This window comes from Hydrotalea sp. AMD (assembly GCF_004100315.1).
Classification (GTDB): Bacteria; Bacteroidota; Bacteroidia; order Chitinophagales; family Chitinophagaceae; genus Hydrotalea; species Hydrotalea flava.
Genome location: NZ_SCKY01000022.1, coordinates 1 through 17,862, shown reverse-complemented (window position 1 = coordinate 17,862; position 17,862 = coordinate 1). Strand labels below are relative to the sequence as shown.

The following is a 17,862-nucleotide window of genomic DNA, read 5'->3' as shown; positions in this document are numbered from 1 at the left end:
TTGATGATTTTAACATTTCCGAAGGTTTTCGTAAATGAAAAATTGAATTACTTTTGAACTACTAAACTTTTCGTATAACCTCAAAAACAAATGGTATGAACAAAAAACAAATCATTTTGCCCCTGCTGGCAATGGCAATTACAGCAGGTATTGCAGCACAAACCAAACAAAACGATGATATTATTATTCATAGAAAAGGAAATGCACAACAAAAAACAACCATCGTAATTGATGGAAAAAATATTACTGTAAATGGCAAACCGGTTGACCAATGGAAAGATGGCACTGTTGAAATAGTGCAATCAGATTCAACCTCCATTGCCTTCAATTTCCCCGAATTTAAACAACAATTTGAACAAATGTTTGGCCCCAATGCATCAAGAGGTGGTGTTCAGTTTTTTAGAGGAATGGGACCGGTTGTGAATGCCCCCATCTACAATAAAGCCCAATTAGGTGTGCTTACCGAAAAAGCTGAAAACGAAACAGGTGCAGCTATTAAAGAAGTAAAAAAAGGTACTGCAGCCGAAAAAGCCGGGTTACAAACACGAGATATTATTCAAAAAATAAATAACACACCCATTCAAAACAGCGAAGATTTATATAAAGCTATTGGCCAATACAAACCTGGCGATACTGTTAACATTGCTTACTTAAGAAACGGTATCTCTAACACCACAAAAGCACTATTGCAGAAAAATGAAATGGCAGCCAATGATAATCAATGGGGTAAAGAAAATTTTAATCTTCAAATGCCGCCCATGCCTGACATGCCCGGATTCAATTTCAGAAATATGAATAAAAAACCGATGCTGGGTGTACAAATTGAAGAAATGGACAATAATGCAGGCGTAAAAATTAATAGCGTTAATCCCAATTCACCGGCCGAAAAAGCAGGACTTCAAAAAGGAGATGTTGTTATCGCTATTGATGGAAGTACCGTGAAAAGCATTGAGGACATTAAACAAGTAATGAATAACAAAAAAGAAGGCGATGAGGTGAGTTTATCTTATTTACGAAACGGTAAAAAATACAATACCAATATCCTGTTTCCTAAAACCATCAAAAAAGCTACGCTATAAAAGCCTGCCCCCAATGAAAATCCAAGCGCACCACACTAATGTAAAAAGTTAGTGTGGTTTTTTCATTTTAAACAAGCTGCTTTTACCCTATGTTATAAAATGATACCTTTACGCAGTAAAATCATCCAGTGACTATTGAATTTAACGAATGGATTATTCAAAATATGAAACCGTAATTGGCCTTGAAGTACACGCACAATTACAAACCCAAAGTAAATTATTTTCAGGTGATGCCAATCGTTTTGGAGGCCATCCCAATACCCAAATCAACCCTATTACACTGGCACATCCCGGCACCCTTCCTAAAATCAATAAAAAAGCTATTGAATATGCCATTAAAATGGGCTTAGCTTGTCATTGTGCAATTGAAACCCTGAATTGTTTTGCCCGTAAAAATTACTTTTATCCTGATTTGCCCAAAGGTTATCAAATATCACAACATACTACCCCAATTTGCATAGGTGGCTATATCAGCATTTTTATTGCAGGCATTGAAAAAAAGATTTATTTAAACAGAATTCATATTGAAGAGGATGCCGGTAAAAGCATTCACGATGCGGTAGAAGGGTTTACCTGTATTGATTATAACCGTGCCGGCACACCTTTAATTGAAATTGTAACGGAACCTTGTATTCAATCGGCTGAAGAAGCCTTCCAATATTTAACGGAAATAAGAAAATTAGTGCGCTGGTTAGATATTTGTGATGGGAATATGGAAGAAGGCAGTTTGCGCTGCGATGCCAATATTTCTATCCGTTTAAAAGGTGCAACAGAACTGGGCACCAAGGTAGAAGTAAAAAATTTAAACTCTATTCGTAATGTAAAAAAAGCTATTGAATATGAAGTGGAACGTATGATTGCATTAACAGAAAATGGCAAACCCATTGTTCAGCAAACCCGAAGTTTTGATGCAAACAACGATACCACCTTTGCGATACGTGAAAAAGAAGAAGCCAATGATTACCGTTATTTTCCGGATCCTGACCTGGTGCCATTTTTTATCAATCAGTCTACTATTGAAGTCATTCAAAAAACAATGCCGGCCTTACCCAATGCCTTAAAACAAAAGCTTCAGCATGAATATGGGTTAAGTGTATATGATGCGCATCAGTTATGTGACGATAAACATACAGCGGCCTTTTTTGAGACTACTGCAACCCATACCCGCCATTTCAAAGCCATTGCCAATTGGATGCTGGGACCTTTAAAACAATACCTGAATGAACAAGGCCATGATTTTAGTCAATTAACCCTACAGCCAAAAACATTAGCCGGCATCATACAATTAGTAGATGATGGCAAACTTAATTTTTCAACCGCTGCCAATAAATTATTACCCGCAATAATCACAACCAACGCAGATCCGGCAATAACTGCCGAAAAAATGAACCTGATTCAGGTTTCAGATGACAATGCAGTTTTAGAATGGGTACATCATGTTATTACAGCAATGCCCGAAAAAGTTGCCGAATATAAAAAAGGAAAAAAAGGATTAATGGGTTTGTTTGTTGGCGAAGTGAAAAAATTAAGCAAGGGTAAAGCTGATCCTAAAATAACTACCACAATATTAGAAAAGATTTTAAATGCAAAATAATATTGCAGCAAACAAGCTGCATATTCAATTAGAATTTCAAAACAAAGCGTTTATTTAAAAACAAATCAAAATATATGAAACAATTTGTATTAGGTATTGTACTGGTTTTTACACTATTTGCCTGCCAGCAAAAAAAATACGGAGCTTTTATTATAAGCGGGAAAATTGAAAATGCACCCTCCAATAAAATTTTATTAGAAGCATTGCCCTTTGGTGCACAACAACCCGTAGTAGTTGATTCAACTACATTAACTTCGAACGGAAATTTTGAATTAAGAGGAACTGCCACCACTGAAGGCCTTTATTTATTGGCAATAGAAAATGGGCCACAGGTTTTATTTATTAATGATAGTAAAGATATTAAAGTAGTAATGGATGCACATAATTACAAGGCTTATACTACCAATGGTTCTGCTGCATCTACTGCATTACATCAGTTTTTAGAACAGTATAGTACAAAATTTGGGCCTTTGGCCGATGCCTATCTGCAGGCAGATTCTTTACAAAATACACCCCATGCCGACAGTGCATTATTGGCAGCAGTTAATTTGCGCAAAGAAACCTTATTGAAAAATTTTAATGGGTTTTTAGAGCAAACCATTAAAACATCCAATAGTCCGGCTCTCACCTATTATGTAATTGGTAAAGCATTTAAAACCATGCAACCCGATGCAATCAAACAATTAACAGATGCATCTGCAGCAAAATTTAAAGACAATGCGGGCTTATTGCGTTTACAGGAAATCATCAATGGCCAAATGGCAACCGATCCAAAAATTGCACTCATGAACAAACCGGCACCCGATTTTACATTAGCCGATACTTCGGGTAAAATGGTATCATTGAGTAGTTTTAAAGGTAAGTATGTATTAGTAGATTTTTGGGCCAGTTGGTGCAGCCCCTGTCGTCAGGAAAATCCCAATGTAGTTGCTGCTTTTAACAAGTATAAAGATAAAAATTTTACTGTTTTAGGCGTATCATTAGACAATGACAAAGCAGCCTGGTTAAAAGCCATCCATCAGGATAAACTTACCTGGACCCATGTAAGCGATTTAAAACAATGGCAAAGTAGTGTGGTTGATTCATATAAAATAACGGGTATACCATTTAATGTATTGGTTAACCCACAGGGTATTATAATTGGCGTTGAATTAAGGGGAGCTGCGTTGCAGGATAAGTTAGCGGAAGTGTTAAAATAGAAAAATGATTGTAAAGCAGCTTATTGTAAAAACAGGTAGATTCTTAAAATAGGTTGCACTAATATTCATTAGAGGATGTATCAAAAGCAAAATGAAAGAGCTGAGATTTACATAAACAAAATTTTTCTCCATCCCCTTTTACTGAAAAAAGAGGCTGCATATCACTTTTGATACAACCTCTTTTTAGTGCTTTTTTAGATTGCTTAAATTAGCTAATGCACCTTTACAAATTAATGGGGCAAATTTTTAAAGAATAGAGAAAAAGGAAGTATACAATAAAAAACAGGCTGTACCCATACCCATAATGGAGCAGCCTGTTTTTATTAAATTAAAAACCAAATTAATAACCTGGGTTTTGAACCATTATGGAACCACTATTCAAAATTTCTTGTAAAGGAATTGGGAATCTACATTTAAAAGCACTATTAGGATCGGAAGTATTAATTCCAATAATACCTAATTGTTTGTATCTTCTTAAATCAAAAAAACGATGCCCTTCATGTGCTAATTCAACTCTTCGTTCATTTAAAATTGCAGTTAAAAGATCACTCTGTGTAACAGCCAAAGTATTTGGTAAACCAGCACGATTTCTAACAACATTTAAATCGCTGGCAGCTCCAATAAGGTTACCTTGCTGCGCTCTTGCCTCGGCGCGAATTAAATAGATTTCGGCTAATCTAATTTGAGGAATAAAATCATCACCAGTCGAAACACGTGTATATTTAAGCGTTTTAGCTGGAGGAGCAATAGCAGCACTTGCAGCGGTTGTGTAATTTACGCCCTTTCTTAAATCACCAATTTCATGCGCATTATTTAAGCCTGTGCTGGCAGAAATTTCATTTCTACCACCATAACCAGTTGTAAAATAGAAGAAAGCAACTGAATTTTGATTTGTTGGGTCATATGGAAGTGTCCAAATAACCTCTTGTTTAGGACCAATATTGCCATATAAGGACGCATAATTTGACAATAATGACTGACCTGTTACAGAAATTACGGCAGTTGCTTTTGCTTCAGCATTTGCCCAATCTCCCCTGTATAATGCAACTCTGGACAATAAAGCATTTGCAGCTTTTTGATCAATTCGCCAGTTATAACTGCTATTGGCTGAATTGGTTACTGCCAGGTTGGCTATAACCTGGGTTGGGTCTAAATCAGCTAAAATTTGTTTCCACACATCATCTTCTGAAGATCTTGCTATTGGAGCTGCATCACTTCCGGTTAAAGTTGGATTTATTCTTAAAGGAACTCCCCAAGATTTCCCATTTACATCTGGCCCCTGATTATAACCATTTTCATTGCCCCCCCAATAACGTAACAAATTAAAGTAGTGATATGCTCGCAAAACTTTAGCTTCTGCAATAACTTGATTTTTATCTGTAAAAGTGGTTGCAGTATTTGCTGTTGCAGCAGCTATAACAGTATTACATCTATTTATTCCAGCATATATTTGCGTCCACATATTTGTAATTTCTACATTATCCGGAGTAATTGATTTGTTAAATATCTGTGCAAAACTTGGAAACGTACCAACATGCGTTATATTATCTGCATACATATCTGCAAAAATAAAGTAACGTAATCCCATATAATTACCACTTAAAGATGCACTATAAGCACCAAGTAAAGCAGCACGAATACTCGCAGGATCATTAAGCCTGGATGCTTCTATATCATTTTGTGGGGTTTGGTTTGTAATTACTTTGGTACAACTCGTAAAAATAGTACCAAATATAAACAAAATAACAAATATTTTTTTCATACATTTTTATTTGAATAAATTAAAAGGTAACATTTAATCCTATTGACACAGTTCGAGCCTGAGGCACAGTTAAAAAATCTGTTCCAGCGGCCGTAGTGGTCTCACCAAAAGTGCTAATTTCAGGATCAAATCCGCTATACTTCGTAAAAGTTGCTAAATTCTGTCCCTGAATATAAAACCGCATAGAGGATATAGTCAATCTTCTCAAAATACTTTGAGGTAAATAATAAGCAATTGTTACAGTTTTTAATCTTAAGTATGAACCATCTTCCAAAAATCTGGTAGAAGTTCTTCTATTATTATTAGGATCACCAAAAACCGCTCTGGGATACCTGATGTCAGTTGTTGGATTGGAGGGAGTCCACCTATTTAAGGTAGTTGCAAATTGGCCAAATATACTATTCATTCCTTCAGCAAATGCACGTGTATTGTTATAAATTAGATTGCCCACCTGATATTGAGCAAAAACTGAAAATTCAAAATTTTTATATTTGAAAATATTACTAAATCCTCCAAAATATAATGGTTGTGCATTTCCGAGTATAGTTTGATCTGCACCGGTTATAGCAGATCCCCCTGTTAAACTTTTAAACTTTAAATCGCCGGGAGAGGTAAGTGAACTTTGAAAAGGGGCACCTGAAATCTCAGATTTAGATTGAAATACTTTATCTACAATATACCCTCTAAAAGAACCTAATGCATATCCTTCCTGTACCCAACTAGTAAAACCAGCAGCAAATGGCTGCCCACTTAATTTTGTAACGCGATTATTGTTCCAGGTAATATTTGCATTAAAGTCCCAACTAAAATTATTTATTTTTACTACATTAGCATTTACAGAAAGTTCTATCCCTTTGTTTGTAATTTGTCCAATATTTGAGGCAATACTGGTAAATCCCGAATTAAGAGGCAATGGTAAGTTAAATAATAAATCGTCTGTAATATTCTTGTATACATCTACTGTAATATTGACCCTATTAAACAAACCCAATTCTAAACCTATATCAGCAGCTTTACGATTTTCCCAACTTAAACTCGGATTTCCCAATTGTCTGGGAGCCAAACCAGGTAACTGATTAATATTAAATCCCGGTGAAACTAAGGCTAAAGCTGCAAAGTCTCCAAAATTTCTATTACCTGTTGTACCATAACTGCCTCTTAATTTCAAATTAGAGATAATTCGATTATTCTGAAGAAACTTTTCTTCACTGATATTCCATCCTCCGGAAATTGAATAAAAATTACCATAACGGTTATTGGCTCCAAAATTAGAGGACCCATCTCGCCTAAAACTTGCACCTAATAAATATTTTCCTTTGAAAGAATAATCAGCTTTGCTAAAAAAACTTACTAAAGCGTTGCTTGTAGCACTGGAACCAGCGCCAGATTTAACTGCACCTGCATCTAACTGGGTTATTGTATTTCCGGGAAAATTTGTGGCAGAAGCATTGATTGTTTCGTAATTAAATGTTTGTACTTCATTACCAATTAAGGCTGACAATTCATGGTTTCCTGCCCGATCTATTTTTTTCCTGAAAGTTAATACATCATTCCACAATAATGTATAATAGTTTGTATTAGCCTGATAACCATTTCCATTGGTGCCTCGTCCGGAATTAGTGGTGGTGGGATAAAACCTGGATTCTCTTAAGTTTACTGAATTTACACCAAAGGTGCTTTTAAATGTTAACCAGGGTTTAATTTTCCACTCTCCATAGGTATTTGCATTCAAGGTGTTTGTGATTGCTTTTATGGTAGGTTCGTAAGCAACTGCCAAGGGATTATCTATACTTGAATTTCTATCACGACCATAACTACCATCCGCATTGTATGCTGGTGTATTAGAACCTAGCAAAACTGCAGTTGAAAGTACGCCATAAATACTGTTATCATTCACCAGTCTGTTATTTTGAGATCTAGATAATGCAATTACCCCTCCAATTGTAAAATTATTGGAGATTTTGTTCTCTAAATTCATTCTCAAATTATAGCGCTCATATCCTGAACCAATTAAAGTTCCTTGCTGGTTTAAATATCCGCCAGAAAAATAAAACTTAGTTTTTTCATTTCCACCGGAAGCACTAAGTTCATAATTTTGAATAGGTGCATTTCTAAACACTAAATCTTGCCAATTGGTACTTACACCTTTAGCACTATCTGCAATTAATAATCCATTTCCACTACCAAACAACCCATTTACTAAAGCATCTAAATTTGGGAATGGATTTGGAATTAAATTACCATATCGATTAAATACTTCCTCACGAACCAACCCAATATATTGTGGACCTGTAAGTGGTTGAATTTTTTTCCAAACAGATTGAATACCGTTCTGAGAACTAAAACTTATTTTAGTTTTTTGATTAGCACCCCGTTTAGTAGTAACCAATACAACGCCATTATTAGCTCTTGAACCATATAAAGAAGCTGCGGCAGCATCTTTTAAAATTTCAATAGATTGAATATCATCTGGATTTAAATCAGATAAAGGATTTAAACCCTGACCACCAACACCGATTGTTTGTAAGTTGTTCGTTATAACCGGTACACCATCAACCACCCACAGTGGTTGATTTCCGGCACTCAGTGAAGAAACTCCTCTAATTCTAATAGAAATTCCACCACCGGGAGTACCTGATTGTGAACTTACTTGAACACCAGATGCCTGACCCTGAATTGCCTGATCCGGGCCTGCAACAGGTAGATCTTGTATCGATGAACCTGAAATGGTAGCAACAGAACCTGTAAGTTCTTTTCGTTTTTGAGTACCATAAGCTACAACAACTACTTCATCTAATTTTGAATTAGATGGTTCTAATTTTACGTTAATTAAAGTGGCCCCTTCAATATTTACCTCTTTTCTGGCAAAGTTTAAAGAAGTAATAATTAAAGCCTTAACATTAGCAGGAACTGCTAATGAAAACGTTCCATCACTTTCTGTACTCGTCCCAATTTTCGTTCCTTTTGCCAAAATGGATGCTTTTTCAACGGGTTTGCCGTTTTCATCCAGAACCGTACCTTTTATGGTACGATTTTGTGCCCACAATTGACCCACAGTCAACAATGCACACACGAGAAGCAATAGCAGTTTTCTCATAATTCTCTGTGTTTTAGTTTTAAAAAAAGTTAAAAAAGGATTTCAAATATAAGTTATCAAAACATTAAAGACATAAATTTTCTATAAAAAGTTGCAAAAAAATAAAAATTATCACTATTGTTCGACAAAACTTAACTTAAAAATCGCTGTAATCTTTTGCTGTAAAGAATTACAGGCTAAAAAATGATTATTTCAAAGTTGGAGGGAGCACCCCATCATCTTTTGAAATCGACTGAAATATGGTTCTGTAAGGGGGTTAAACCATTATTTTACAACTTTAGTCGGACAACAATGTGAAATTATCTTTTTTTTAAAAAAAATATTCTTGGATTTAAGTTTAAGATAATTTATAATTAAAAAAGGCCAAATTTTAATTTAGCCTTTTTAAAAATTAATTAAAAAAATATTAATACCCGTTATTCTGAACAATATTGGGATTCACTAATACCTCATCCTTTGGTATGGGAAAGATGATATTTAAGATTGCAGGTGTAACATTTAAGCTTTGTATAATGGCATTAGTGGCATCCTGCGCCTGTGGTTTTACAAAAGAACGCTGCAACCGGTAAAAATCCCAAAAACGGTAACCTTCCCATGCTAATTCTTTACCCCGTTCAGTTAAAATATCTTCTAACACCTGCGGGCCGGAAGAGGTATAACCTGTAAAAGCAGGATCTCGTTGCATCGCTACCATGTTCAAGTATTTCAGTGCATTAATGGGATCGTTTAAATTGTAATAAGCTTCCGACAAAATCAGTAAAACTTCTGCATAACGTACAATTTTTACATCATCATAATTAATCGGATCAATAGGGTATTTGGTTATATAATAGGCAATACCCAATTGACCGGAACGGGTACTTGGATTATACAATTGCCGTCTGGCATCGGTTAAAGTATACGAATTGTAGAAATCTTGTGTTGCCAAAATATCACCATAGCTTCCAATTGGTTTGGGTACATAGAGGTTCGCCAATGTACCATCTGAAACACTATTGTTGGCGTCAGAAGTTACTTCAAACATGGTTTCTACCCTGTCAGTTCTTGGAGTAGTTCCTTTCCAGTAATTTACAAGGCCTGTACTTGGAGTTAAGGTAAAGCCTCCATTATTTACCACATCTAAAGCGGCATTTTTAGCATTGGTCCAATCGCCCATGTGCTGATAAACTTTTGCCAATAAACCTGAAATGGCATATTTAGAGCAGAAAGAAGAATTGACACTTCTGGTTTGGCCGGTACTGAGAAATGTCATGGTACCACCCTGATTAAATTTTGCAAGAGAATAAGCTTTATTTAAATCGGTCAATGCCTGTGCATACACTTCTTTAATGGTATTACGGGCAGGTTTTGCATTTTGATTGAATGTTAATACAATAGGTACACCCGGGCCATTGGGATCTTTAGCATAAGGCAAAGCATAATTTCTACATAAATCAAAATATACCATACCTCTAATGGCATATGCTTCAGAGAATAATTGACTGATATTGTCATTGGTTATAGCCAGTCCGGAATTGATGATCAAATTTGCATTTTTGATGGCCTGATATGCATTGAACCAAATATTGCTGGCATAACCATCGGTAACCACCATATTGTACAAATTAAAACCGGTATAACGACCAGAATTTTGACTGGATTGGAAAGCATGGTCGGCCATTAAATCTCCTTTTACGGCAAAGGTTCTGCCATAAAAATCAGTTGCCCGCAATGAGGCATATAAGCCATTGACTGCCGCATTTAAATCGGCCTCAGATTTAATTGCATCGCTCAAAACAGATGCATTGTAAGGTTTTAGATCTAAAAAACTTTTTTGGCAGGCAGATAAAAATAAAATCAGCCCCAATAAAGTAAGCTTACTTAAATGATTGTATATTTTTAAATGTTTCATTATCAGAAATTTTATTAAGTAATGAATTTAAAATGTTACGTTTAATCCAACGGTTAATGATCTGGAAGGTGCAACGGCTTGGTTGTTAAATCCTTGCACACCCTGCTCCGGATCGCTGGTTAAATTATTATCATAAACTTTTGTCCACAAATTGCTTCCGCGAACATAAAATGCGAGTGCAGATAAATGTAATTTTGATAATACATTTTTATCTGTTAATCGATAACCTAATTGAACATTTCTCAAGCGTATATAATCACCTTTATAGATAATACGGTCTGAACCACTTGCGCCATTTCTGGAGTCTCCATAAATATATTTAGGCACATTGGTAATATCACCTTTTTTCTGCCAGCGGTTCATCATAAATGCATATTTGCCGCGGGTAGGAAAACTACCATCCGTAAAGAAACGTGCATAGTTATCTACAATATAATTTCCGTAGTTGTAATAAAAATCAATACCAAAAGAAAAATTCTTATAAGTAAAGGTATTGCCCAAACCCCCAAAATCGGTTGGTGAGGCAGATTTACCTACTAAATATAATTTGGCAGAAGCAAAGGTTGAAGTAGTAGCAGATTTGGTACTGTCAGTATACCAAAGCGGATTTCCATTATTAGGGTCTACACCTGCCCATCCTCTGGTATAAAACGAGTAGAAAGGCTGGCCTGCTCGCATTAGGAATGCACTGCTTTGCGGATTGAACTGATCTCCTGTAGGCAAATTGGTTACTGCATTTTTATTATGCGCATAATTGAAATTTACCTGCCAAGTAAAATCTTTCGTTTGAATGGGTATCACAGATATGGAAAATTCTATTCCTTTATTTCCCATGCTACCCAAGTTGCTGATTACTCCGGTAAAACCGGTTGTTCTGGAAATTTGCTGACTCAATAAAGAACCATCTGTTTTTCGATTATAATAATCAGCAGTAATGTTTACTCTGTTTTTAAACAAACTCAAATCAAATCCTATATCAAATTGTTTGTTTTGTTCCCAGGTTAAATTAATGTTTCCAATATTATTAAAAGTACCACCGGCAACACCATTATAATTGTAACCAAAACCAAAGGACGGTCGCCATTGGTAGTTGCCTATTTCAGCATTACCATTGGTACCATAAGATGCCCTTAATTTAAGATTAGTAATAGCGGGAATATTTTTCATAAAATTTTCATTCACCACATTCCAGGCAAATCCTATTGAATAAAAATTACCATAAGGGTTGCTACTACCAAACCGGGATGAACCATCTCTCCTAAAACTACCATATAAAGAGTAACGGTCATCATAACTAATATTGGCAGTAGAATAAGCCCCGGTGAATGCATAATCGGATGATACCTGAATACCCAGCGTAGAGGTTGCTGCATTTTGAGAAGAATACAAATCTAATTTAGGCGGAAAACTCTGAGCAGAACCCTGTTGCTGCAAATACGCATTGCGTGTAGCTTCATAACCTACTTTTATATCTGCATAAAATTTCTTATCCTTATTAAAATCAAAATGATAATCTAACTGGTTATACCAATTCCATAAAAAATTTCGCGTATACAATGATAATGCATAGCCTGCAGTACCTGAACCATCTCCATGAAACTGGTTATTAAATTGATACTCTTCGTTACCATTAAACTGCAATCCCAGATTACTGGTAAATTTCAGTGATTTCCATATTTTATATTCTACAGTTTCTGTTCCAAAAATACTTAATGCCTTTAACCAGCGTTTATCATTGGCGGCAATGTATAATGGATTATAGTGGGCAGGAAAGCCGAAATTATTTCCGGAAATATTTAAAGTTCCATCCGGATTAAATGGATTTTGCGTTGGCCTTAATACCAATGATACATATCCGGGATTTCCAAAATAACCACCTCCTCCGGAAATACCGCTTGAAGCCAATACTGAATTTTGAACCACATTACCTACCGTTACTTTTGTTGTAAAACTTAATCGGTCGGTTGCCGCATGGGTTATTTTAATATTACCTGTATATCGGGTTAAATCTGCACCAATGGTAGTACCCTGTTGTTTAAAATAACCACCTGAAATAAAATACCTGGTTTTACCATCACCACCTGAAGCACTTAAATTATATTGATTTTGAATACCTGTTTGGGTTACCAAATCAAACCAATGAATATCTACACCATTGCCATAACCATACGATGCTAAAGTATTATTAATAGTAGTTTGGCTTGCATTATTATTAACCAGCCCTTCCTGCAACAAAGTAAACCAGTCTGCTGCCTGTAATGCTCTTCCGGCAGCCGGTGGTGCAATTACATTATTGTTGCCTAATTCTGCACTTAGGTTAAATTGTGTTTTACCCATTTTACCGCTCTTGGTAGTAATAATAATTACACCATTTCCACCTCTTGAACCATAAATGGATGTAGCTGCTGCATCTTTTAAAATAGAGATACTCTCTATATCATCGGCATTAATGGTAGCTAAAACATTAGTACTGGGATTGATGTTAAACCCACCTCCGTTACCATTCGATAAATCACCACCATTCATAACAACACCATCAATTACATACAAGGGTTGTGATGCACTTAACGAAAAAGATCCTACCCCCCTGATTCTTATTTGTTGGTTGGCACCCGGTTGGCCTGTAGTAGCTACCGACTGTACCCCGGCAGCAGCGCCTTGCAACATTTGGTCAATTGACCCATAAGGCTTATCAGCCAATTGTTCGCCACCTACTTTCACTATTGCAGCGGAAGAATTACTCTTTTTCTGAAGACCATAACCGGTTACAACCACTTCTGATAAATCTTTACTGGAGGCAGATAATGATAGGTTAATAATACCCTTGTTACCTACAGGAATATATTGTTCATCTAAACCGACATGGCTAAACTGAAGCCCTTTCACTTTTTCTGAAACATTAATAGAATAGATACCGGCGGCATTGGTAACTGCAGTACCAACCACCTTTTTATCGCCGCCTAATGCATTGATGGAAACACCTACCAATGGTTCTCCTTTTTCATCAGTAACCTTTCCGGTTATAGTGCGGTTTTGTGCAAATACCTGGCTTACTATTAAGCACAAGCATAGTAACAGGAAATAAACTTTTCTCATGTATGCAGGATTTTAATTTTGGTTAATGAAACAATGTTATTAATAAAAATTTAACATTCCAAAAAAAAATTTAATTATTTTTAGTATCAAAGGATGACTTACTGTTTTAATTTTACATTCAATGTAAAAATTTTAACGATTTCATCCGTTTTTAAAATGCAATATTTTGCCAATAATTGCATAAAAAAACCTGCAAAAAGCAGGATTTAAAAGTATATACCCAATATAAATGTGAAAATGCACTGCCATTGCAATTAAAACCTCGTACACCTTAACTTATCTAAGGTACTGTTTCTAATTTTGAGAAAACCATGATAAGATGCAGTTAACTCAAATCCACCCCGATAATTCGATACGGTTTTTAACTTAGAAACATTTACATCATAACTTAACCCCACACTCATGTGTTTAAAATCCATTTTCACTACTGGTACAAACGCATCTCCCCAACGCAAAAAACTACCAAAATAAATGGTATATGGATCTTCATTATAAAATTTTTGAACATCAAACCCATATAAAATACCCCCCAATAATTGCCGATAGCCATTTTGTGTAAAATAATCGGCAAAAGCAATAATGCGATTTCTGTCGGTAACCGGTGAATTGACCCCAACATTAAAAGTAAGTTTGGGATACAGGAAATTTTCTACAGTCCCCGTAACAGAATGTATCACCGGTTTATTAAAATGTGCATAGCCCGCCCCAATATAAAAACGGCCATTTTCTCCATAGCTGCTGCTGAAACTTACACCTGTAGCCAGATCCCAGTAATTGTATCCAGTATTGGTAAACATTTGTGAGGTTGGATTACTGGAATTATAAGAACCACCCAGGTATTGATCGCCGGTTTTAATTAGTGTAGGATCAAATTGGCTGTAAACAGGACCACCCATAAATGCAATAGATAAATAAGTGTCTTTATCATCACTCAACGACTTGCTATAATTTACTACCGGCAAAAACTGTGTGCGTTTTAACTGAATATCACCGGCCTGATCTAAGGTCATTTGAGAACCCAATGTTAACACGTCGTTATTGCCTTGCATGGGCATTTTATATTCCACACTCATAGCTTCTGTTCTAAAGGGTACCGTTACACTGGCCCATTGGTCACGATACACAGTAGACACTCGTAAATCACCGGTAAATACCCCGGCCAATGCAGGATTTCTTAGCAAGGGCTGCTCGTAGAACTGAGAAAAAGTAAGATCCTGTCCAAAAACAAATTGCCCGGACAAGAGAAAAAATATGCAGCAGATGAAGGGTGAGTAGCGTTTTTTCATATTTTTTGGATTTTTATAAAAGACTTTTTAAAGTCTTCCTGAAATAATTAACCAAATCCGCTCATTTTATTATATTTTTTATTTTAATATGGCAACATTTCCTTTATATACATTTGGTAATCCTTTTTCACATAAAACTTCACATACATATACGAAAACATCGGGCGTTGCGGGTTTGCCATGAATTTTACCATCCCATGCATAAGCAGGATCGCCCGGCATAAAGTTGCTTCTTTCAAACAGCAACTCACCCCAACGATTGAATATCATAAAGTGTTTAATTACTTTTATGCCTTTACCCTGTACAATCAGTAAATCGTTAATACCATCTCCATCGGGTGTAAATACATTTGGAATATACACTTCAGCAGTGGGGCAAAATGTTTTTAAACATACTGTATCGGCACTCTGACAACCATATACGTTGGTAGCCACACAACTAATACAGGCATCATCAGAAATTTTGGCCTGTGGTTCCTGACAATTGTAACAAGATAAATTGTTGGCACCGCTCCATGCCCATTGCTTAATATCTTGTTTTTCGGCCACAGCTCTGAAATTATAGGTATCACCCGCCTGTAAAATGGTGTCTTTGCCAACAGTAATTTGTGTTGGATTTCCTACAATAATACTCACTTTACCGGTATCTGTAAAACAGTTGTAACTGTCTTTTGCTATTACAGAATAAGTAGTAGTAGTAATCGGACTCACATACATAGAAGAACTAGTTCCCAAACTACTTCCATCGGGTGCTACCCACTGATAATTATTGGCACCTATGGCTATAATCTGCTTTTGTTGTCCGGCACAAATGGTATCATTGGGAGATACCAATAATTTAAACGGCTGTACTACAGTTATATTGGTAGCACTCATTTGGCTACATCCAAATTCATTATAACCTACCACATAATATTGTGTATTGGCATCAGGCTTAACAATGGGTGTAGCGCAATTTTCGCATATAATATTATTCTTCTGATCTTTCCAAATGTAACGTTCAGCACCATTAACATTCAATTGAATAGAATCACCTTTACAAATTCTTTGTGGCGCCATAGCAGCTACTTTTGGCAAGGCATGCACCGTAATTTGTTTAATTGCTGAATCCAAACATTGGTTTACGGTACTAACAGTATATTTCACAACATAATCACCTGCATTATTATACCTTATTTCTCTAACCGAATCATTTGAAATGTTACCATTACCCATATCCCATTGACGATGAACAATTGAATCTTGTGAAATTGCGATTCCATTAAAACTAACTAAAGCAGTACGACAAACCTCCTGCATAGATTGTATGCTTACTTTTGGATACTGATATATTTTTACTTTAAAGGAGGCTTTAGCAGTATCACTACAACCAGATTTTCCTTTTACTACCAAAGTAATGTGTCTGTTACCTTCTGTTGTGTAATTTTGGGAAAATGAAGAATGTGTTTCGACTATATCCTCATCAGATTTCCAATTCCATTCCTGAATACCAAAAAGTGTATGACTAGAATCCATAAACTGATAAGTGGTTTTACCACATTTATATAGAGCAGTTAAATGAAAGTTTGCTTTTAATTCGTCTACTTTTATGGTATCATTTACAGATAACGGCATTTCACACCCTGTTGCTGCTATTAACTGCGCAGAAGGAATATATGTACCCCCTTTTATGTAATGATGTTGTATGCTTGTTTGCGTAGTAGTTAAGATTCTACCATCCCCAAAATTCCATCGAACAGAATCGTCGGATAAAATATGGGCATTAAAAGTAACATTGTTGTTGATACAGGTATAGCCGCTATTAAATGAAACTGTTCTTTCAGGAACATGAACAGATAAAGGCATGCTATCAGCATAGGTACAACCTCGTGCTGTTTGGGTAATTAATTTTACAGCATACTGTCCATTGTTTTTAAAAGCATAACGAACACTGTCACCAGACAACGAAGTTCCATCACTAAAGTACCATACTGTTTTTGAAGAAGGTACTGTTTTATTGATTAAAGTAAGAGTGTATGGCAAACATGTGCTACCTGTATCTTTTAATTGTATGGATGCTTTTTGAGTTCCAATAATTGTAACAGGTGCACTCACACTCGTTGTACAGCCACTGCCATTGGTAACGGTATATGTAATAGTAGTTGTGCCTGCAGCAATGGCGGTGATTTTCCCACTGTTATCAATCGTTGCTACACCTGTATTGCTGCTGCTCCATACTCCTCCTCCGGTGGCATCTGTTACACTTAAACTACTGCCCACACATACCTGTCCGCTTCCTGTGTTGATGGGTTGTACTGTGGGCAAGGGATTGACGGTTATCGGTGCACTCACACTCGTTGTACAGCCACTGCCATTGGTAACGGTATAAGTGATAGTAGTTGTGCCTGCTGCAATGGCGGTGATTTTCCCACTGTTATCAATCGTTGCTACACCTGTATTGCTGCTGCTCCATACTCCTCCTCCGGTGGCATCTGTTACACTTAAACTACTGCCCGCACATACCTGTCCGCTTCCTGTATTGATGGGTTGTACTGTCGGCAAGGGATTGACGGTTATCGGTGCACTCACACTCGTTGTACAGCCACTGCCATTGGTAACGGTATATGTAATAGTAGTTGTGCCTGCTGCAATGGCGGTGATTTTCCCACTGTTATCAATCGTTGCTACACCTGTATTGCTGCTGCTCCATACTCCTCCTCCGGTGGCATCTGTTACACTTAAACTACTGCCAGCACATACCTGTCCGCTTCCTGTATTGATGGGTTGTACTGTCGGCAAGGGATTGACGGTTATCGGTGCACTCACACTCGTTGTACAGCCACTGCCATTGGTAACGGTATATGTAATAGTAGTTGTGC

9 protein-coding genes are annotated in these 17,862 nt (G+C 36.4%); 3 read left to right on the top strand and 6 right to left on the bottom strand.

Translation table 11 applies throughout. The features are described from left to right. The first annotated feature begins 95 nt into the window (after positions 1–95). The 3 genes from EO766_RS14415 (at position 96) to EO766_RS14405 (ending at position 3,872) form a co-directional block, all read left to right on the top strand. The gene (locus tag EO766_RS14415) at positions 96–1,079 is read left to right on the top strand and encodes a PDZ domain-containing protein (RefSeq protein ID WP_074420445.1); all 984 of its coding nucleotides are present in this window, start codon (positions 96–98) and stop codon (positions 1,077–1,079) included. A 148-nt stretch (positions 1,080–1,227) separates the two neighbouring features. Then, complete coding sequence (gatB, locus tag EO766_RS14410; RefSeq protein ID WP_287101451.1) at positions 1,228–2,673, top strand: Asp-tRNA(Asn)/Glu-tRNA(Gln) amidotransferase subunit GatB; 1,446 nt, start codon at positions 1,228–1,230, stop codon at positions 2,671–2,673. A gap of 74 nt (positions 2,674–2,747) precedes the next feature. Then, a complete protein-coding gene (locus EO766_RS14405; RefSeq protein WP_074420444.1) occupies positions 2,748–3,872 on the top strand; it encodes a TlpA disulfide reductase family protein in 1,125 nt (374 codons plus the stop codon). Between the two features lie 340 nt (positions 3,873–4,212). Here the strand turns inward: EO766_RS14405 and EO766_RS14400 are convergent, their stop codons facing one another. The 6 genes from EO766_RS14400 to EO766_RS14375 all read right to left on the bottom strand — a co-directional run. Further along, the gene (locus EO766_RS14400; RefSeq protein WP_074420443.1) at positions 4,213–5,634 is read right to left on the bottom strand and encodes a RagB/SusD family nutrient uptake outer membrane protein; all 1,422 of its coding nucleotides are present in this window, start codon (positions 5,632–5,634) and stop codon (positions 4,213–4,215) included. 19 nt (positions 5,635–5,653) lie between these two features. Then, entirely contained in the window at positions 5,654–8,731 is a 3,078-nt protein-coding gene (locus EO766_RS14395) for a SusC/RagA family TonB-linked outer membrane protein (protein WP_287101449.1), read from the bottom strand. A 406-nt stretch (positions 8,732–9,137) separates the two neighbouring features. Continuing rightward, complete coding sequence (locus tag EO766_RS14390; protein ID WP_287101448.1) at positions 9,138–10,622, bottom strand: RagB/SusD family nutrient uptake outer membrane protein; 1,485 nt, start codon at positions 10,620–10,622, stop codon at positions 9,138–9,140. Positions 10,623–10,649: 27 nt separating this feature from the next. Then, positions 10,650–13,718, bottom strand: coding sequence for a SusC/RagA family TonB-linked outer membrane protein (locus tag EO766_RS14385; RefSeq protein WP_287101447.1), 3,069 nt, complete (start codon positions 13,716–13,718; stop codon positions 10,650–10,652). Between the two features lie 254 nt (positions 13,719–13,972). Further along, the gene (locus EO766_RS14380) at positions 13,973–15,004 is read right to left on the bottom strand and encodes a PorP/SprF family type IX secretion system membrane protein (RefSeq protein WP_218331290.1); all 1,032 of its coding nucleotides are present in this window, start codon (positions 15,002–15,004) and stop codon (positions 13,973–13,975) included. A 78-nt stretch (positions 15,005–15,082) separates the two neighbouring features. Continuing rightward, a partial coding sequence (locus EO766_RS14375; RefSeq protein ID WP_287101445.1) for a PKD domain-containing protein occupies positions 15,083–17,862 on the bottom strand: 2,780 nt, incomplete at its 5' end.